Origin of the sequence: Nocardia rosealba, from assembly GCF_020216065.1 — a bacterium.
Classification (GTDB): Bacteria; Actinomycetota; Actinomycetes; order Mycobacteriales; family Mycobacteriaceae; genus Nocardia; species Nocardia rosealba.
This window is the reverse complement of sequence record NZ_JAIWNA010000001.1, coordinates 345,869-362,994: the sequence shown is the minus strand read 5'-3', so window position 1 is coordinate 362,994 and position 17,126 is coordinate 345,869. Positions and strand designations below refer to the sequence as shown.

At 66.2% G+C, this 17,126-nt stretch carries 18 protein-coding genes and 4 tRNA genes; 6 read left to right on the top strand and 16 right to left on the bottom strand.

The window, feature by feature from the left end; translation table 11 throughout:
• Window positions 1-483: 483 nt before the first annotated feature.
• The 3 genes from LDL21_RS01790 to rplJ form a co-directional block, all read right to left on the bottom strand.
• Window positions 484-1,563 carry an ABC transporter ATP-binding protein gene (locus tag LDL21_RS01790; protein ID WP_067485076.1) on the bottom strand — a complete coding sequence of 360 codons (1,080 nt, stop codon included), beginning with the start codon at window positions 1,561-1,563 and terminating at the stop codon, window positions 484-486.
• Between the two features lie 229 nt (window positions 1,564-1,792).
• Window positions 1,793-2,179 (bottom strand): 50S ribosomal protein L7/L12, encoded by a 387-nt coding sequence (gene rplL, locus LDL21_RS01785; protein WP_067485073.1) that lies wholly within the window; start codon window positions 2,177-2,179, stop codon window positions 1,793-1,795.
• A 60-nt stretch (window positions 2,180-2,239) separates the two neighbouring features.
• Complete coding sequence (gene rplJ, locus LDL21_RS01780) at window positions 2,240-2,770, bottom strand: 50S ribosomal protein L10 (protein WP_067979605.1); 531 nt, start codon at window positions 2,768-2,770, stop codon at window positions 2,240-2,242.
• A gap of 410 nt (window positions 2,771-3,180) precedes the next feature.
• Between rplJ and LDL21_RS01775 the strand changes: the two genes are divergently transcribed.
• The gene (locus tag LDL21_RS01775) at window positions 3,181-4,791 is read left to right on the top strand and encodes an MFS transporter (RefSeq protein WP_225278548.1); all 1,611 of its coding nucleotides are present in this window, start codon (window positions 3,181-3,183) and stop codon (window positions 4,789-4,791) included.
• A gap of 69 nt (window positions 4,792-4,860) precedes the next feature.
• Here the strand turns inward: LDL21_RS01775 and rplA are convergent, their stop codons facing one another.
• The 10 genes from rplA to LDL21_RS01725 all read right to left on the bottom strand — a co-directional run bounded on the left by rplA (window position 4,861) and on the right by LDL21_RS01725 (window position 9,931).
• The gene (rplA, locus tag LDL21_RS01770; protein ID WP_067485065.1) at window positions 4,861-5,574 is read right to left on the bottom strand and encodes a 50S ribosomal protein L1; all 714 of its coding nucleotides are present in this window, start codon (window positions 5,572-5,574) and stop codon (window positions 4,861-4,863) included.
• A gap of 148 nt (window positions 5,575-5,722) precedes the next feature.
• On the bottom strand, window positions 5,723-6,157 hold the full coding sequence (gene rplK, locus LDL21_RS01765) for a 50S ribosomal protein L11 (protein WP_067485062.1): 435 nt from the start codon (window positions 6,155-6,157) through the stop codon (window positions 5,723-5,725).
• A gap of 239 nt (window positions 6,158-6,396) precedes the next feature.
• Window positions 6,397-7,203 (bottom strand): transcription termination/antitermination protein NusG, encoded by an 807-nt coding sequence (gene nusG, locus LDL21_RS01760; RefSeq protein WP_225279207.1) that lies wholly within the window; start codon window positions 7,201-7,203, stop codon window positions 6,397-6,399.
• A gap of 112 nt (window positions 7,204-7,315) precedes the next feature.
• Window positions 7,316-7,696, bottom strand: coding sequence for a preprotein translocase subunit SecE (gene secE / locus LDL21_RS01755; RefSeq protein ID WP_225278547.1), 381 nt, complete (start codon window positions 7,694-7,696; stop codon window positions 7,316-7,318).
• A 31-nt stretch (window positions 7,697-7,727) separates the two neighbouring features.
• Window positions 7,728-7,800 (bottom strand) — tRNA-Trp (locus tag LDL21_RS01750).
• A 218-nt stretch (window positions 7,801-8,018) separates the two neighbouring features.
• Entirely contained in the window at window positions 8,019-9,092 is a 1,074-nt protein-coding gene (locus LDL21_RS01745; RefSeq protein ID WP_225278546.1) for a fused (3R)-hydroxyacyl-ACP dehydratase subunits HadA/HadB, read from the bottom strand.
• Window positions 9,093-9,205: 113 nt separating this feature from the next.
• The gene (gene rpmG / locus LDL21_RS01740) at window positions 9,206-9,376 is read right to left on the bottom strand and encodes a 50S ribosomal protein L33 (RefSeq protein WP_019049401.1); all 171 of its coding nucleotides are present in this window, start codon (window positions 9,374-9,376) and stop codon (window positions 9,206-9,208) included.
• Window positions 9,377-9,412: 36 nt separating this feature from the next.
• A tRNA-Met gene (locus tag LDL21_RS01735) sits at window positions 9,413-9,488 on the bottom strand.
• A 59-nt stretch (window positions 9,489-9,547) separates the two neighbouring features.
• Window positions 9,548-9,620: transfer RNA gene (locus tag LDL21_RS01730), tRNA-Thr, on the bottom strand.
• Window positions 9,621-9,848: 228 nt separating this feature from the next.
• Window positions 9,849-9,931: transfer RNA gene (locus tag LDL21_RS01725), tRNA-Tyr, on the bottom strand.
• A 177-nt stretch (window positions 9,932-10,108) separates the two neighbouring features.
• Here LDL21_RS01725 and LDL21_RS01720 point away from each other — a divergent pair.
• Window positions 10,109-10,600, top strand: coding sequence for a YajQ family cyclic di-GMP-binding protein (locus LDL21_RS01720; RefSeq protein WP_067485050.1), 492 nt, complete (start codon window positions 10,109-10,111; stop codon window positions 10,598-10,600).
• Between the two features lie 4 nt (window positions 10,601-10,604).
• Here the strand turns inward: LDL21_RS01720 and htpX are convergent, their stop codons facing one another.
• Both htpX and LDL21_RS01710 read right to left on the bottom strand, forming a co-directional pair.
• Complete coding sequence (gene htpX / locus LDL21_RS01715) at window positions 10,605-11,459, bottom strand: zinc metalloprotease HtpX (RefSeq protein ID WP_225278545.1); 855 nt, start codon at window positions 11,457-11,459, stop codon at window positions 10,605-10,607.
• A gap of 204 nt (window positions 11,460-11,663) precedes the next feature.
• Window positions 11,664-12,686, bottom strand: coding sequence for a polyprenyl synthetase family protein (locus tag LDL21_RS01710; protein WP_255674267.1), 1,023 nt, complete (start codon window positions 12,684-12,686; stop codon window positions 11,664-11,666).
• Window positions 12,687-12,830: 144 nt separating this feature from the next.
• Here LDL21_RS01710 and LDL21_RS01705 point away from each other — a divergent pair, with 144 nt between their 5' ends.
• Complete coding sequence (locus LDL21_RS01705; protein ID WP_225278544.1) at window positions 12,831-14,096, top strand: geranylgeranyl reductase family protein; 1,266 nt, start codon at window positions 12,831-12,833, stop codon at window positions 14,094-14,096.
• On the opposite strand, the gene LDL21_RS01700 is transcribed toward LDL21_RS01705, so the two are convergent.
• The gene (locus LDL21_RS01700) at window positions 14,089-14,589 is read right to left on the bottom strand and encodes a DUF2505 domain-containing protein (RefSeq protein ID WP_067641876.1); all 501 of its coding nucleotides are present in this window, start codon (window positions 14,587-14,589) and stop codon (window positions 14,089-14,091) included. The two genes, LDL21_RS01705 and LDL21_RS01700, sit on opposite strands and share 8 nt — an antisense overlap.
• Before the next feature lie 40 nt (window positions 14,590-14,629).
• On the opposite strand from LDL21_RS01700, the gene LDL21_RS01695 reads away from it, so the two are divergent.
• The 3 genes from LDL21_RS01695 (at window position 14,630) to LDL21_RS01685 (ending at window position 17,021) form a co-directional block, all read left to right on the top strand.
• Window positions 14,630-15,064, top strand: coding sequence for a DUF3592 domain-containing protein (locus LDL21_RS01695; protein ID WP_067485868.1), 435 nt, complete (start codon window positions 14,630-14,632; stop codon window positions 15,062-15,064).
• Window positions 15,065-15,137: 73 nt separating this feature from the next.
• Window positions 15,138-16,280: a glycosyltransferase family 4 protein gene (locus tag LDL21_RS01690; protein WP_225278543.1), complete on the top strand. Its 1,143-nt coding sequence runs from the start codon at window positions 15,138-15,140 to the stop codon at window positions 16,278-16,280.
• A gap of 27 nt (window positions 16,281-16,307) precedes the next feature.
• Window positions 16,308-17,021, top strand: a complete 714-nt coding sequence (locus tag LDL21_RS01685) for a demethylmenaquinone methyltransferase (RefSeq protein WP_067485031.1) — start codon at window positions 16,308-16,310, stop codon at window positions 17,019-17,021.
• The last annotated feature ends 105 nt before the right edge of the window (window positions 17,022-17,126 follow it).

Below are 17,126 nucleotides of genomic sequence, written 5' to 3'. Positions count from 1 at the left end.
GCTACGAATTCCGCTGGTTACAACCCGAACGAAACCCGAACAGGCAGCAGCGGAAGTAACACCGGAAGGGTGGAACTTACGTGTGCGAATCAAGGTGTGGACAGGAGGCAGCCAGCGCAACGTCCAAACTTACACCCCTATACAAGGGGGTGTCAACATACCATCCGAGTCATCACTCGGACGGCAAACGCGCCGAAGTCCCGGGACGCTGGCCGCGTCGGAAACTCGGGCGCCGAAGCCCCTGTAACAGCAGACGCTGTTGTGAATAGGGTGACGGTTCGCGCCCGGCTCGTCAAGTGGCGCGGCGGCCCTGTGTCCGAGATCGAGATCGCCTGGCGCGCTGGGCATCCCCGCCCGAACCGCGGTTATTTTACCCGCGGCACGCCGTGCGCGCCATCCCGTAAAACACCAGGTCAGGGCGCTTTCCGGCACGGGAACGCGAAAGGCCCCGGGCGAACCCGGGGCCTTTCGAGACGAAACTTGTCAGCCGTTGGTCTGGCCGTGCGGCATCGCTTTGAACGATTCGGTGGGGTGATCGTTGCCCCCGTAGGCGGCCATCACCTGGGTGTCGTCGGACTCGGCCAGCGACTCGCGGATGGCGGCCTGGGCCGCAGCGGGCAGGGTGTGCATGATCTCGCGCACACGGGCCTGACGACGGTAGACCGCCTGCCGTGCGGGCATGCCCGGCTCGGCCTTCATCTGCGGGATGATGCCCTCGATCTCCTCGGCGCCACCATGGTGGTGGCCGGCGTCGACGAGCGCCTGCTCGCGCGCCATCTGCGCCTCGTCCTTCTCCTCGGACATACCGATCGGGCCGATCATGCGGCCGTTGAGGAACTGCTTGACCACCGGCTCCTCGCTGGTGAGCAGCACCTCGCGGGGTCCGAACATCACCAGCTGACGGCGGAACAGCATGCCGATGTTGTCGGGCACGGTACGGGCCAGGTTGATGTTGTGCGTCACGATGAGGATCGTCGCGTCGATCTGGGCGTTGATGTTGAGCAGCAGCTGCGCCAGGTAGGAGGTACGCACCGGGTCGAGGCCGGAGTCGGGCTCGTCGACGAGGATGATCTGCGGGTCGAGCACGAGCGCGCGGGCCAGACCGGCGCGCTTGCGCATACCACCGGAGATCTCACCGGGCAGTTTGTTCTCCGCGCCGAGCAGACCGGTCAGCTCGAGCTTCTCCATCACGATGCGACGGATCTCGGTTTCCGACTTCTTGGTGTGCTCGCGCAGCGGGAACGCGATGTTGTCGAACAGATTCATCGAGCCGAACAGCGCGCCGTCCTGGAAGAGGACGCCGAACAGTTTGCGGATCTCGTAGAGCTCCTTGTTGGAGCAGGTGGTGATATCGGTGCCATCGATGAAGATGGACCCGCGCTCGGGCCGCAGCAGACCGATGAGCGATTTCAGGAACACCGACTTACCCGTACCCGAGGGGCCGAGCAGCGCGCTCACCTCGCCCGAAGGGAGCGTGATCGACACGTCCTGCCAAATTCGCTGTGAACCGAAGGACTTGGTTACACCCTCGGTCCTGACCTCGACGCCCACGCCTACCTCCATTGATCCTGCGAGCACCCCACCCGCTCACCGCGCGCTCACATCTCGGCGGTGCGTCACGACACTGTGGGTCCGGTCACTGTAACCCATGAGTGAGACGGGGCACACCTCTACATGACTGAAGAGTAACCCCGACCATGCGCTACAGCGCGTATCACTTTCCCATGTCCGTATATATAACAAACGGGCGGCCCCCTGAGGGACCGCCCGTTCGTCTACGCGAAGCGCTGAATTACTTGACCGAGACCTTGGCGCCGGCCTCTTCCAGCTTCGCCTTGGCAGCCTCGGCGGCGTCCTTGGCGACCTTCTCCAGGATCGGCTTCGGGGCACCCTCGACCAGGTCCTTGGCTTCCTTCAGGCCCAGGCCCGAGACGATCTCACGGACCACCTTGATGACCTGGATCTTCTTGTCGCCGGCACCCTCGAGGATGACGTCGAACTCGTCCTGCTCCTCAGCGGCCTCGGCCGGAGCAGCGGCGCCACCGGCGGCGGCAACGGCGACGGGGGCAGCAGCGGTGACCTCGAACTTCTCCTCGAACGCCTTCACGAAGCCCGAGAGCTCCAGCAGGGTCATCTCCGAGAAAACGTCGAGCAGCTCTTCGGTGGACAGCTTGGCCATGATTGTTCCTTTCGGTGGTGAATGTCTGAGTGCGCGGGCGGTAACACCCGTGCGGGGGTATTACTCGGCAGCGCCTTCGGCCTGCTTCTTCTCCTGCAGCGCGGCGGCCAGACGGGCCACCTGACCGGCAGGAGCCGAGAACAGCCCGGCAGCCTTGGACATGTTGCCCTTCATCGCGCCTGCCAGCTTGGCCAGCAGAACCTCACGGCTCTCGAGGTCGGCGATCTTCTCGACCTCGGACACGGACAGCGCAGCGCCGTCCATGTAGCCGCCCTTGATGACGAGCGCCTTGTTCTCCTTGGCGAAGGTCTTGATGGCCTTCGCGGCGTCGACCGGCTCACCCTGGATGAAGGTGATGGCGGTCGGTCCGACGAACAAGTCGTCAAGGCCCTCGATGCCCGCTTCCGCGGCCGCACGCTTGACCAGGGTGTTCTTGGCGACGGAGTACGTGGCACCGGCGCCCAGCGCGCGACGCAGCTCGGTGAGCTTGCCGACCGACAGGCCACGGTATTCCGTGACAACAGTGGCCGTGGAGTTCTTGAACTGCTCCGCGATCTCCGCGACAGCGGTGACCTTTTCAGGCTTCGCCATACTTCGCCTCCTCTCTGATGTCGGTTCGTGAACGCGCACTACCGAATCAGGGGCCGGCGACAAAACTAACGCCCCGGACGCAAGGCGTACCGGGGCGCGAAAGAATAAATTCTTCTGCCTCAGCTCTCCCTGCGTGGGCCGCCGGCAATGTCGCCGGACCTTCGATCGAATACCGCGCGAGCGGCATCGACGACCAACGGTCTTCGGTAGAACGAATGGGTAGTCATCGAACAGGTCGACGACCGGAGTCCACTGTACCTGCACCCACCCTCCTCTGCCAAAACGGGTCGATGGCGCCCGGAACGCCCGAATATGTTGTGAGCCAGGCCACTTTGATTCCTACATTGTGGTAGCAATCGCACTCGAAAGGTGTTACGCGGGGTGACAGTAACCTGGTTCACTCCTGGCCTATGACAACCTCCGTAGTCGCTCCACCAGTGTTGCTGGACCGGCGTTCCCGGCGATTCCTCGCACTCGCCGTGATCTGTCTGGCCGAACTGCTGGTCGTCCTCGACAACACCATCGTCAACGTCGCTCTCCCCTCCATCGGCGTCCAGCTCGCTACCGGCGTCTCCGGCCTGCAGTGGGTCGTCGACGCCTACACCCTCACCTTCGCCGGACTGCTCCTGGCCGCGGGCAACCTCGGTGACCGGTACGGCCGCAGGCGGATCATGACGATCGGCCTGGTCGGCATCGCCGTCATGTCGGTCGGCGGCGCGCTCGCCGAGTCGATGACGCAGGTCATCGCGGCCCGCGCGGCGATGGGCGTCTTCGCGGCCGCAGTCTTCCCCGCCACCCTCGCCCTGATCATCAACATCTTCACCGACCGGCGCGAACGCGCGCTCGCCATCGCCGCCTGGACCGCGATGGCGGGCTTCGCCATCGCCATCGGCCCGATCTCGGGCGGGTGGCTGCTCGAGCACTTCAGCTGGCACTCGGTGTTCTGGATCAATGTGCCGGTGGCGCTGGCCGCATTGGTCGCGACGCTGATCTGGGTGCCGGAATCGCGAGCAAACCAGGTCGGCAGGCTGGATCTACCCGGGATCGGGCTCTCGATCGCCGGCATCACGCTGGTGGTGTGGGCGATCATCGAGGCACCGCACAACGGCTGGCTCTCGCTCACCACCCTGTGCACCGCCACGCTGGGCGCCCTGCTGCTCGCCGCCTTCGTGATCTGGGAATTACATACGCCCGCACCGATTCTCGACATGCGACTGTTCCGCAACCGGCGATTCTCGTTGCCGGCCTTGGCCATTGCCATCGGCTACTTCTCGATGTTCGGATTCCTGTTCCTGATCACGCAGTACTTCCAGGGCGTCCGCGAATACACGCCACTCGAGTTCGGCATCGCCTCGCTGCCGTTCGCGTTCTCGGTGGCGATCGGCGCCCCCGTCGCGACCCTGCTCGCGCAACGGGTCGGCACCACGGCGGTCCTGGTGATCGGCCTGCTGCTCACCGGCCTCGGCCTCTACCTGGGTGGACAGGTCACCGTGGACAGCAGCTATCTGATCGGAGTGCTGCCGTCGATGGTGTCGATGGCACTCGGCCTCGGCATCGTGCAGGGTCCGGCCACCGAATCGATCATGTCGGCGCTGCCGCTGGAGGAGGCGGGCGCCGGTTCGGCCGTCAACGACACCACCCGTGAGATCGGCGGCACCCTCGGCGTCGCGGTCCTCGGCTCGATCGTCGCCTCCTACTACACCAGCCGGATCGGCGCCCGAATCGACGCCATCCCGGTCGGCATCATGAACGACAACGAGAAGAGCCTGGTCAAAGCCAGTCCCCTCAGCGTCCTGGAGCTGCGCAAACGCGAACTTGCCCCGTTCCTCGAAACCCAGCGCGAGAACCTCATCGTCGCCATGAAGACGGCAACCCTGCAGGGCGCGCACGCCGCCTCCCTCGTCGCGACCGGCGCGGTCCTCGTCTGCGCGGTGATCGTGGCGATCTTCCTGCCCTGGAAACCACACCGCGGCGAGTCCGTACTGCTCGCCTGGCGCGACACCGACGACACCGAGCGCTGAAACGCCGCGAGGGTGGGAACGCAGTGCGTTCCCACCCTCGCGGTTGATCAGGAGCTACCTGTCAGAAGCTCACGCGTCCTCGTCGAGGAGGTTGCGGGTGCGGTTCGGGTCCACCGGGATGCCCGGGCCGGTGTTGGTCGAAACCGTGATCTTCTTGACGTAGCGACCCTTGGCGGTCGACGGCTTCACACGCAGGATCTCGTCCAGCGCGGCACCGTAGTTCTCCACCAGCTTCGAGTCGTCGAACGACGCCTTACCGATGACGAAGTGCAGGTTGGCCTGCTTGTCGACGCGGAAGTTGATCTTGCCGCCCTTGATGTCGTTGACGGCCTTGGTCACATCGTTGGTGACCGTGCCCGTCTTCGGGTTCGGCATCAGACCACGCGGGCCGAGGACACGCGCGATGCGGCCGACCTTGGCCATCTGGTCCGGGGTGGCGATCGCGGCGTCGAAGTCGAGCCAGCCGCCCTGGATCCGCTCGATCAGGTCCTCGGCGCCCACGGCGTCGGCACCGGCGGCCTCGGCCTCGGCGGCCTTCTCGCCGGCGGCGAACACGATGACGCGGGCGGTCTTACCGGTGCCGTGCGGCAGGTTGACGGTGCCACGGACCATCTGGTCGGCCTTGCGGGGATCCACGCCGAGACGAACGGCGACCTCGACGGTCGCGTCGGTCTTGGTGGTCGCGGTCTCCTTCGCCAGGCGCGCGGCGGCCAGCGGGGAGTACAGCTTGTCGCGATCGACCTTCTCAGCAGCGGCGAGATACGCCTTGCTTCGCTTTGCCATGTTTGTCTGTCCTTAATCTGGTTCAGAAGTGGTTGTCGGGCCTGGCCGGCCCTCCCACTCGGATTGCTGGAAGATCAGCCTCGGCGCCCATTGAAGGCTTCGCTGCGCCTGCGTGGTTACGCTGCGCTGCCGCCTTCGGCGCTGACGCTCAGCCTTCGACGGTGATGCCCATCGAGCGCGCGGTACCGGCGATGATCTTCGCGGCCTGCTCGATGTCGTTGGCGTTCAGGTCTTCCTGCTTGGTCTTGGCGATCTCACGGACCTGGTCCATGGTGACCTTGGCGACCTTGGTCTTGTGCGGCTCGGCCGAGCCCTTCTGCACACCGGCGGCCTTGAGCAGCAGCTTGGCGGCGGGCGGGGTCTTCAACTTGAAGTCGAACGACCGGTCCTCGTACACCGAGATCTCGACCGGGATGACGTTGCCACGCTGCGACTCGGTCGCGGCGTTGTACGCCTTGCAGAACTCCATGATGTTGACGCCGTGCTGACCGAGCGCGGGGCCGACCGGAGGGGCCGGGTTCGCGGCGCCGGCCTGGATCTGCAGCTTGATGATCCCGGCGAGCTTCTTCTTCTTGGGGGGCATCTTTCTTCCTTGGGTTTCGGTTCCTTACGGTTGCCGTAAGCCTGTTGCGGGATCGCTCCCACGCCGGGTCCAAGCCCGGCATTCGCGCACGACCGTCACACCGGGCGGAAAACGCCTGGAGGGGGTCTACACACGAACTGTCACACTCTACCGAACCGCGTCGCGGGCGCCGCAGCCGGGAGGGGTCGGGAAACGACAACGGCACCGCCGAGGCGGTGCCGTTGCGAAGCTGGTTCGAGCTAGATCTTGGAAACCTGGGTGAAGTTCAGCTCCACCGGGGTCTCGCGACCGAAGATCGACACGAGCACCTTGAGCTTCTGCTGCTCGGCGTTCACCTCGCTGATGCTGGCGGGCAGCGTCGCGAACGGGCCGTCCATCACGGTGACCGACTCGCCGACCTCGAAGTCGACCTCGATGGTCGGCTTGCCCGCGGCGGTGGCACCGGTGTCGGCGCCACCCGAAGCAGCGGCGGCGGCCGCCTTCTTCTGGGCCTGCGCACCGGCCGGGACCAGGAACTTCACGACCTCGTTGATGGTCAGCGGGGTGGGCTTGGCGCCCGGGCCGCCGCCGGTCATGCCGACGAAGCCGGTGACGCCGGGGGTGTTGCGCACCGCGCCCCACGATTCGTTGTTCAGTTCCATCCGGACCAGGATGTAGCCGGGCAGCACCTTGCGGTTGACGTTCTTCTTCTGCCCGTTCTTGATCTCGGTGACCTCTTCGGTCGGTACCTCGACCTGGAAGATGTAGTCCTCGAGTCCGAGGTTCTGCACGCGGGTCTCGAGGTTGGTCTTGACCTTGTTCTCGTAACCGGCGTAAGAGTGCACGACGTACCAGTCGCCGGGGACGCGGCGCAGCTTGGCCTTCATCGACTCGACGGGGTCGGCTTCGGGGTCTTCCTCGGTGGGAACCGTGGTGTCCTCGACGACGGCGTCGGCAGCCTCGTCAGCGAGCTCGGTGGTGGCCTCGACCTCGTCGGTGGCGTTGTCCGCCGCGACAGTGTCGTCAACCGGGAACTCGTCGTTGGTGTCGTTCTCCGGGGTGCTCACTGAGGCACTCGCTTCCTGTGTCGTCACGTACATCCTCTGGGCCGGGTCGGGTGCGCGGAGGCGCGCTCCGCCGTTCCGGCCCGCGATCGGCTACCGGCGTGGGTGTCGGCGATCAGCCGAACAGCCAGTCGACACCCTTGACGAACGCTACGTCGATCCCGGCGATGAACGCGACCATGAAGACCACGAACACCAGAACGACGGTCGTATAGGTGACCATCTGCTTCCGGTTGGGCCAGATCACCTTGCGCAGTTCCGCGATGACCTCTCGCAGGAACTTGAACAGCCGCTTGAACGGGTTGCCCGTCTTGGCCTTACCGGCAGTCTTGTCTGCCTTGCGCGAGCCCGACGGCCGGTCGAGCGTGGCCACCGAACCGGTGGTCGCCGGAGCATCCGACGTGCGCGCACGACGAGCGGTCCGCTTGCCGCTCGGCCGAGTGGCAGCGGCGGTATCGTCGCCGTCTTCGGCGCGAGTATCCCGCTCGTCCGTCACGTCGATCCTCTCTCGTCGCTGGCATTCAGGGCAGGGGCGACAGGACTTGAACCTGCAACCTGCGGTTTTGGAGACCGCTGCTCTGCCAATTGAGCTACGCCCCTTCGGTTGGACCGGCCTGGGCCGATACGTCCAACCACAATCGATATTCGATTATCGGCCCTTGCGAGCCGTTTCTTCCAGGGTTGGCATCACACACAACACGCGCGCCGCTTCCGTGGGAGCAGGCTCCCGGGAAGTCAGCGCGCAGCAGCCGGTGACCCCAGAGTCCCGAGTGTACGTTACCGCGTGGGCAATGTGCCAATCGGGACGCTCGACCAGGTCAGGCCAGCTGAACTGTTGCCGTGGCGCGGCCGAAGATCTTCTTGCCCGCCGATTTCGCCGTGATGGCGACGACGGCCGTTCGGGTCTCCGGGTCGACCGACTTCACCTTACCCGTGAAATCCACCTCGGCCGGGGCATCGGCACGCACGTAGACGGGGCTGGTGAAGCGCACGTTGTATTCCTTCACCGCACCGGGGTCGCCGAGCCAGGAGGTGACGAATCCGCCGCCGAGGCCCATGGTGAGCATGCCGTGGGCCACCACGTTGTCGAGGCCGACGAGTTTGACGATCTCGTCACTCCAGTGGATGGGGTTCGCGTCACCGGAGACGCCGGCGTAGTTCACCAGGTCGCCGCGGGTGAGCCGGACGGTCCGCGCGGGCAGTTCGTCGCCCACCGCGATGCTTTCGAAGGCGAGCGCGTGGGTACTGACCTGCGGTTCCGGGTCCTTGGTCACCGGATCCGGGGTGATCGCGGCGAAGGCGTCGCTCGGCGCGTGGTGTGCCGGTTCGTCGTCGCCGAGACCGTGCATGAGCACATTGCGGACGGCCGCCGACATATTCGGATCGATATCGCCGCCGCTGCGTCCGATGAGCGTGGTGTAGGTGGTGAGCACCAATTCGTCGTGGGCGTCGGTGACGATGTTCTTGGTCACGATGATGTCGCCGCCGAATGCCTGCCGGAACGAATGCAGATAAACGTCACAGGTGAGCCGGTCGCCGACCCGGATCGGCCGATGGAATTCCAGGATCTGATCGGTCTGCATGATCTGGCTGAGGTCGTATCCGGTGACGATCTCCTCGAACAACCGGCGCTGGGCCAGGATGCCGACCAGGGAGATGAAGGTGAGCGGGGCGAGCAGACCGGAATGGCCGTACTCGCGCGCGATGTCCTCGTCCCAGTGCACCGGGTGGTAGTCCTGCACGGCGCGGGCGTATTCACGCACCTTTTCGCGACCGACCTCGTAATAGTCGTCGACCCGGTAGTGGTGGCCGACCATCGAGGCCGCGTGAGCGGCGGGATCGAATGGTTCGGCGGCTGCGGCCGAGACCGCTTCGTCAGTTCCGGTGTTCACTGTCACAGCGTGGCACATTACCGACTTGTGCGCGCGCACCCCTGTCGACCGGTCTGGAAAACGCACGAAGGCCGGACTTTCGTCCGGCCTTCGGCAGATGTTTTTTGTTCGAATCAGCGCGATTCGCGATGCGCCCGGTGGGTGCCGCAGTTCGGGCAGAACTTCTTCAGCTCGAGGCGGTCCGGGTCGTTGCGCCGGTTCTTCTTGGTGATGTAGTTGCGGTGCTTGCACTCTTCGCAGGCCAAGGTGATCTTTGGCCGGACATCGGTGGACTTCGCGGCCACGATATGCCTTCTTTCCGGTCTGGGCTGAGTCGTTATTGGTAGCGATGGCCGGACTTGAACCGGCGACACAACGATTATGAGTCGTTTGCTCTACCGACTGAGCTACACCGCCACGGCGGACCTATTACGGTGGGGCCGGCGGGAAAGTCGGTCACCACCGGCAATCCGGCGAGCCCCCTAACGGAATCGAACCGTTGACCTTTTCCTTACCATGGAAACGCTCTGCCGACTGAGCTAAGGGGGCATGACTACGTGGCACAGAGTCTTGGTCGGCGAACCGATCAGAGCGACCCCGTGCTCCGGCGTCCTGAAAGAGATTACACACTCCTGGCGATCACCACCAAATCGCCTGATCAGGACGTATTTTTCACCGCATCTCAACCTGCTGGACACGCAGTGGGACCGGCGTGGTGGTGGAGCTCGCCGCAAAACCAAAGAACCCCGCCGATCCTGTGATCGACGGGGTTCGATGTGGCAGATGTAGGATTCGAACCTACGTAGGCTTGCGCCGACAGATTTACAGTCTGCTCCCATTGGCCGCTCGGGCAATCTGCCTTGTGCGCCGTTTCCGGTGCGCTGAGCAGCTTACAACGAACCCACCCCGGGGATGCAAACCGCCTGCACAGACCCCCTGCGGGCGCACGCTGCGGCGCGTTGCGGGTACAACTGTCTCGGCGGTGAGGCAGTCTTGCCGCGGAGTTTTACGGACCTTCCGAAGAACAGGAGCGCAGTGTGGCTGATTCGTCATTCGACGTGGTGAGCAAGGTCGACCGGCAGGAGGTCGACAATGCGCTGCATCAGGCGGAGAAGGAGCTGAACTCCCGCTACGACTTCAAGGGCACCGACGCCTCGATCGCCTGGTCCGGGGAGGAGGCCATCGTCCTCACCGCCAATGCCGAGGAGCGGGTGAAGGCGGCGCTCGAGGTGTTCAAGGAGAAGCTGATCCGGCGCGACATCTCGCTCAAAGCGTTCGACGCCGGCGAGCCGCAGGCCTCGGGCAAGGTGTTCAAGATCACCGGCACGCTGGTGCAGGGCATCGACACCGAGAAGGCCAAGAAGATCTCCAAGAAGATCCGCGACGAGGGCCCCAAGGGCGTGAAGGCGCAGATCCAGGGCGACGAACTGCGGGTGAGCAGCAAGAAGCGCGACGACTTGCAGGCCGTGATCTCGCTGCTCAAGGGCGAGGACTTCGGTATCGCGCTGCAGTTCGTGAACTACCGCTAGTTCGTCAGTAGCGGTGCGTTCCGCCCGCCATCTCCTCGAGCCGCCTGATGCGATCGGCGGTCGGGGGGTGGGTGGAGTACCAGCGGGCGATGCGGTCGCCGGTGCGGAACGGATTGGCGATCATCAGGTGCGATTCGCTGGTGATCTTCGGGTCCGGCGGCAGGGGGGCCGCCTGGACACCCCGTTCGATCTTGCGCAGTGCCGAGGCGAGAGCGAGCGGGTCGCCGGTGAGTTCGGCGCCGGACCGGTCGGCCTGGTACTCGCGGGAACGTGACACCGCCATCTTGATGAGCCCGGCCGCGATCGGGCCGAGTAGTGAGACCAGCAACACCCCGATGACGTTGGGGCCCTGCCCGTCGCGGTTGCCGAACGAACTGGCCAGGAACGCGAAGTTGGCCAGGCCGGTGATGACCGAGGCCATCGCACCCGCCACCGACGAGATGAGAATGTCGCGGTTGTAGACGTGCGACAGTTCGTGGCCGAGCACCGCGCGCAGCTCGCGTTCGTCGAGTAATTGCAGGATGCCGCTGGTACAGCACACCGCGGCGTGCCGGGGATTGCGACCGGTGGCGAACGCGTTGGGCGCGTTGGTGGGGCTGATGTAGAGGCGCGGCATCGGCTGTCGCGCCGCGGTCGCGAGTTCGCGCACGATCCGGTACACGACCGGGGCTTCCAGCTCGCTCACCGGTTGGGCGTGCATGGCCTTCAACGCCAGCTTGTCGCTGTTGAAATAGGCGTAGGCGTTCATCGCCACGGCCAGCACGATCGAGATGACGAGGATGGTCGGGCTGCGGAACATCGCGCCGATGGCAACGATCAGCGCCGACATGGCAACCATCAGCCCGATCGTTCGCAGCATCTGTTCCGCCTCTCCGCGACTTTTGGCCAGACTGGGGTACGTACGGGCTCACGTCGGCGGCCAGACAGAGGTGGTGGTCTGGTCAGCCTGTTCCCGACGAGTTACCCATGTTCGTACGAGATCCGGTGTTGCGTTCGCACACGGGTGGGTGCGCTACGGCAGCTCGCGTTTGTTGAACGGGTGCGCAGTGCGAGAAGTTCCGGGTCAGCCGACTCGCTCGATGGTGTAGCGGACGAGGCGGGTGAGGGCGTCGTTGGCGGGGCCCGCGGGCAGGGCGGCCAGTTCGGTGTCGGCCAGGTCGGCATATTCCTGCAGCTTGTCCTTGGCCATCGCCATGCCGGGCGAGCGGCGCAGCAGTTCCAGGGCCTCGTCGACCTCGGCGTCGGTGTCGAGCGGGTGGTCGAGCAGGGTGCGCAGGCGGTCGCCGTCGGCGCCGGACTCGCGCAGGGCGTAGAGCACCGGCAGGGTGTGGACGCCTTCGCGCAGGTCGGTGCCGGGCGTCTTGCCCGACTGTTCCGACGACGAGGAGATATCGATGATGTCGTCGGAGATCTGGAAGGCGGTGCCGACCGCGTCACCGAGGCGAGCCAGGCGTTCGACGTGCTCGCTGTCGGCGCCGGAGAAGGTGCCACCGAAGCGGCCCGCGGCGGCGATGAGCGACCCGGTCTTCTCCCACACCACCTTCAGGTAGTGCTCGACGGGGTCCTGGGTCTGCTTGGCGCCCATGGTTTCCCGCATCTGACCGGTGACCAGCTCGGCGAACGTCTCGGCGATGATGCGCACCGCGTCGGGGCCGAGGGTCGAGGTGAGGCGCGACGCGTGGGCGAACAGGTAGTCGCCCGCGAGGATGGCGATGTTGTTGCCCCAGCGCGAGTTCACGCTCTCGGCGCCGCGGCGCTGGGTGGCCTCGTCCATCACGTCGTCGTGGTAGAGGGTGGCCAGGTGCACGAGTTCGACGACCGTGCCCGCGGTGACCAACGCCGGATCGGTGGGATTCGGGCCGAGCTGACCGGTGAGCAGCGTGAACAGCGGCCGGAACCGCTTACCGCCCGCCCTGGCCAGATGTAACGCGGCCTCCTGCAGGAATTCCTCGCCGTCGGAGAGTTCGTCGACGAGCAGTTTCTCGACTGCGGCCAACCCGTCGCGCACGGTGGCGGCGAGTTCCGGATCGACGAGATCGACCCCGGCAACCACGGTGCTCTCGTCGCTCACAGCCGATGTGCTCATTAGTTTCTCCCAGCGATGCGTCCGACCCCGACGGGTAGCAACCTAGCGTGTTCCTGCGCTACAGCCGATGAACCCCGTCACACGTGAGATTTCCCGGTGCACCCGACACTCTCGCACAACCGCGCGAGGTGCCAGTATTGAGCCATGGGTTCACCGGATGTCGTCCCCGCCGACCACGCGACGCTGCCCGACACCGTAGAGGTGCTCGTGGTGGGGGCCGGACCTGCGGGTTCCGCCTCGGCGGCGTGGGCGGCCCGTGCCGGACGCGATGTGCTGCTGCTCGATTCGGCCGTCTTCCCGCGCGACAAGACCTGCGGTGACGGTCTCACCCCGCGCGCCACGGCCGAATTGGAACATCTCGGGCTCGGCGAGTGGTTGCGCGCGCACACGGTGAACCACGGTTTGCGGATGGCCGGGTTCGGGCGCGAGGCACTGCTGCCCTGGCCGGGCGGGTCGTTCCCCACCTACGGAAGCGCCGTTCCGCGAACCGAACTCGACAACACGTTGCGGGAGACGGCGATCAAGTCCGGTGCCCGGATGGTCGACGGCGCGAAGGTCACCGAGGTACTGCGCGACGGCGACCGGGTGACCGGGGTGACGGTGCGCATCGGCGACACCACGCACACCGTGAACTGTCGGGTGCTCGTCGTCGCCGACGGGGTTCGCTCCCCCGTCGGCAAACAGCTCGGCCGCACCTGGCATCGCCGCTACGCCTACGGCACCGCCGCCCGCGCCTACATCACCTCCGGCCGCAGCGACGACCAGTGGATCTCCTCGCACCTGGAATTGCGCAATGCCGACGACCAGTTGGTTCCCGGCTACGGCTGGATCTTCCCGCTCGGCAACGGCGAGGTGAACATCGGTGTCGGTTCGCTGGCCACCGAGGCACGGCCGTCGCATATCGCGCTGAAACCGCTGCTCGAGCACTACACCCGGCTGCGCCGCGAGGAATGGGAGTTCGAGGGCGAACTGCGCGCGGTGGCCTCGGCGCTGCTGCCGATGGGCGGCGCGGTGTCGAACGTGGCCGGACGCAACTGGGTGCTGGTCGGTGACGCCGCGGGCTGCGTGAATCCGCTCAACGGCGAAGGCATCGACTACGGGCTCGAAGGTGGTCATCTGCTCGCCGACCTGCTCGACGAACCGGACCTGACCCAGGTGTGGCCGCAACTGCTGCGCGAGCGCTACGGGCGCACGTTCTCCGTGGCACGCAGGCTGGCCGGGCTGGCCACGCACCCGAAGATGGTCCCCCGCGGCGGCCCCCCGGTGATGCGTTCGAAGTACTTGCAGCGCACCGCCGTTCGCGTGATGGGAAACCTCGTGACCGACGAGGACGACGACCTGACCGCCCGCCTGTGGCGAACGGCCGGTCGCGCTTCCCTACGCGCCGACGAACTGGCGCCGTTCAGCTGAGCTTCGCGAACCAACCCTCGATGAACTTGCGTTCGCTGTTGAGGACGCGCTGGTGCAGTTGTTCGGCCAGCGGTTCGATGGCGCCGCCGACCAAGGGCACCTTGACGGTGACGGTGCCGACGACCTCGATCTCGCTGCCCTCGGCGGTGGGACGCAACTCGTAGGTGCCCGACATCTCGGTGGTGATGCCGCCGGTGCGCCCGGTGAAGCTGCCCTTGGCGACCTCGCCGTCCAGCGGCTGCCAGACATCGGTTCGGGCGAGCACGAGATCGCTCTTGAGAACCTTACGGACCAGCGCGGGAACCTTGTCCCGGCCGGGGGTTTCGGTCATCTCGATGCGGATCGAATCCGGTCCGTCGGGATGGGAGAGTTCCAGCGTCGCGGTCTCGGCGGCGGCGAACCGCTCCTGCCAGATCGCGTCGTCGACGAGTGCCCGGTGAAGATCTTCGACCGGGACGGCATAAGGCACGGTGAAGCTGAATTTTCGGGACATGGTGGCACACGCTAGTGCAGCCCACCGTTAGGGTGGCGTGGTGTCGGAAACCAGCCAGTCGGATAGGTACTCCGATCGCCTGCGGCGGGTTCGTACCGGAATCCTCGGTACCGCGACGGTGATCAGCGTGCTCATGGTGCTGCTGGTACTCGCGGCGTGGCGCAACGACTACGAGATCGAGCACAACCGTGGGGTCACCTCCGGTGAGGTGCTCTCGGCGGGGCGGCTGCGTTCGGCGGTGATGTATGTGACGCCCGACAGCGTCACCCACAATCCGAAGGTCGGGATCCTGTACCCCACCAATCTCACCGCCGGTCAGCGCATCAACGTGGAATACAGCACCCGCGACCCCGACCTGGTCCGGGTGGCCGGACGCGACGCGCGGGTGGCGATCGTGCCCGCCGCGTCGGTGATCGTGGTGGTGTGGGCGCTCGCGCTGCCCGCCCTGTGGCTGGTGCGGCGCAGACAGCGGTAACTTTCCCCTGCTGTTCGTCCCGGCTTCATGTCGGTGTGGGCGTGGCGCGCGGTGTGGCGGTCACTCTTGGAGTGTGCGCGTAGCCATCGTCTCGGAGTCTTTCCTGCCGAACATGAACGGCGTCGTCAATTCCGTGCTCCGGGTGCTCGATCACCTGGACCAGCACGGGCACGATGCCATGATCGTGGCGCCCGATACGCTGCGCGGCGCACCGCCCGCCCCGCGCCTGCACGGCCGGTTCCCGGTACATCGGGTGCCCGCGATGATGGTGCCGAAGGTGAGTTCGCTGCCCGTCGGCCTGCCACAACCCGGGATCACCGCCGCGATCGCCGAGTTCGACCCGGACGTGGTGCATTTGGCCTCGCCATTTCTGCTGGGCGCGGGCGGGCTCGCCGCCGCCACCCGCCTCGACCTGCCCTCGATCGCGGTGTACCAGACCGACGTGGCCGGTTTCGCCAAGAGCTACGGGCTCGGACTGGCTGCGCGGGCGGCCTGGGCGTGGACGCGCCGGATCCACGAGGGAGCGACGCGCACGCTCGCCCCGTCGTCGGCCGCCGCGGCCGACCTGGCCGAACACGGAATTCCCCGGGTGCACCGGTGGGGGCGCGGCGTCGATATCGACCGGTTCGACCCGGCCGCACGCAGTGCCGAATTGCGGGCGAGCTGGCTGGGATCGAGCGAGCGGTTGGTGGTCGGGTTCGTCGGCAGGCTCGCGCCGGAGAAGCATGTGGACCGGTTGGCCGCGCTCGCCGACGACCCCTCCATTCAGCTCGTCGTGGTCGGTGACGGGCCGGAGCGGGCGCGGCTGAGCAGGCTGATGCCGCGCGCGGTGTTCACCGGCGAACTGGGCGGGTCCGAACTGGCCACCCACTACGCCAGCCTCGATGTGATGGTGCATCCGGGCGAGCACGAGACGTTCTGCCAGGGCGTACAGGAAGCGTTGTCGTCGGGGGTGCCGGTGATCGGGCCCGACGCCGGCGGCCCGCGTGACCTGATCGCCCACTGCCGCAACGGTTATCTCCTGCCGGTGGACCGGTTCGCCGAACTGCTGCCGAGCGCGGTGTCGGCGCTGCGCGACGCCGATCAGCGTGCCCGGTTCGCGGCAGCGGCACGCAAGTCGGTGCTGCACCGCACCTGGCCCGCCGTCTGCACCGAACTGATGGGCCACTACGCCGACGTCACCGGGATGCGGCAGCGGTTGCCGCGCTCGGCCTAGCCGCAAGCGTGCGGATAAGCTCGAATCGTGGCGACAACAGAGCAGCGGGAACCGATTCGGGCTTCGCTGGACAAGCAACCCCACGAGGTCGCGTCGATGTTCGACGGTGTGGCGAAACGCTACGACCTCACCAACACGGTCATCTCCGGTGGTCAGGACCGGTACTGGCGGTGGGCGACGCGACGCGCGCTCGCGCTGCGCCCCGGTGAGCGGGTGCTCGACCTGGCCGCGGGCACCGGTGTGTCCACCGTGGAACTCGGCAAGTCCGGCGCCTGGTGTGTGGCCGCCGACTTCTCCCAGGGCATGCTCGCCGCGGGCCGCTTCCGGCAGGTGCCGATGGTGGCCGGCGACGCGATGGCGCTGCCGTTCGCCGACGACTCGTTCGATGCGGTGACCATCTCCTTCGGTTTGCGCAATGTGGCCGATATCGACCTGGCGATGCGCGAGATGCTGCGCGTAACCAAGCCGGGCGGTCGGCTCGTGGTGTGCGAATTCTCGACCCCGGTGTTCGGGCCGTTCCGCACCGTCTACATGGAGTACCTCATGAAGGCGCTGCCCCGGGTGGCTCGCGCGGTGAGCTCCAACCCGGATGCCTACGTGTACTTGGCCGAGTCCATCCGGGCGTGGCCGAACCAGCGCAGGCTGGCCAGGCGCATCGCCGACGCGGGCTGGGACTCGGTGCAGTGGCGCGACCTCACCGGCGGTGTCGTCGCCCTGCATCGCGGCTACAAAATGGGCTGACCTGCCCCGATTTCACCGGGTGAGTCCGGTCACCTTCGGCACCCGCTCGGATCTGCGGCAAACCTCGAAAGATCCCCTGATCAGGGACTATATTTCGGTGGCAAC

Bases quoted from the DNA above. Each gene is read 5' to 3' on its own strand.
- LDL21_RS01790 (WP_067485076.1), bottom strand. From the start codon at position 1,563: ATGGAGGTAGGCGTGGGCGTCGAGGTCAGGACCGAGGGTGTAACCAAG.
- LDL21_RS01700 (WP_067641876.1), bottom strand. From the start codon at position 14,589: ATGTCCCGAAAATTCAGCTTCACCGTGCCTTATGCCGTCCCGGTCGAA.
- rplA (WP_067485065.1), bottom strand. From the start codon at position 5,574: ATGGCAAAGCGAAGCAAGGCGTATCTCGCCGCTGCTGAGAAGGTCGAT.
- rplK (WP_067485062.1), bottom strand. From the start codon at position 6,157: ATGCCCCCCAAGAAGAAGAAGCTCGCCGGGATCATCAAGCTGCAGATC.
- LDL21_RS01710 (WP_255674267.1), bottom strand. From the start codon at position 12,686: ATGAGCACATCGGCTGTGAGCGACGAGAGCACCGTGGTTGCCGGGGTC.
- rplJ (WP_067979605.1), bottom strand. From the start codon at position 2,770: ATGGCGAAGCCTGAAAAGGTCACCGCTGTCGCGGAGATCGCGGAGCAG.
- htpX (WP_225278545.1), bottom strand. From the start codon at position 11,459: ATGCTGCGAACGATCGGGCTGATGGTTGCCATGTCGGCGCTGATCGTT.
- rplL (WP_067485073.1), bottom strand. From the start codon at position 2,179: ATGGCCAAGCTGTCCACCGAAGAGCTGCTCGACGTTTTCTCGGAGATG.
- LDL21_RS01705 (WP_225278544.1), top strand. From the start codon at position 12,831: ATGGGTTCACCGGATGTCGTCCCCGCCGACCACGCGACGCTGCCCGAC.
- LDL21_RS01775 (WP_225278548.1), top strand. From the start codon at position 3,181: ATGACAACCTCCGTAGTCGCTCCACCAGTGTTGCTGGACCGGCGTTCC.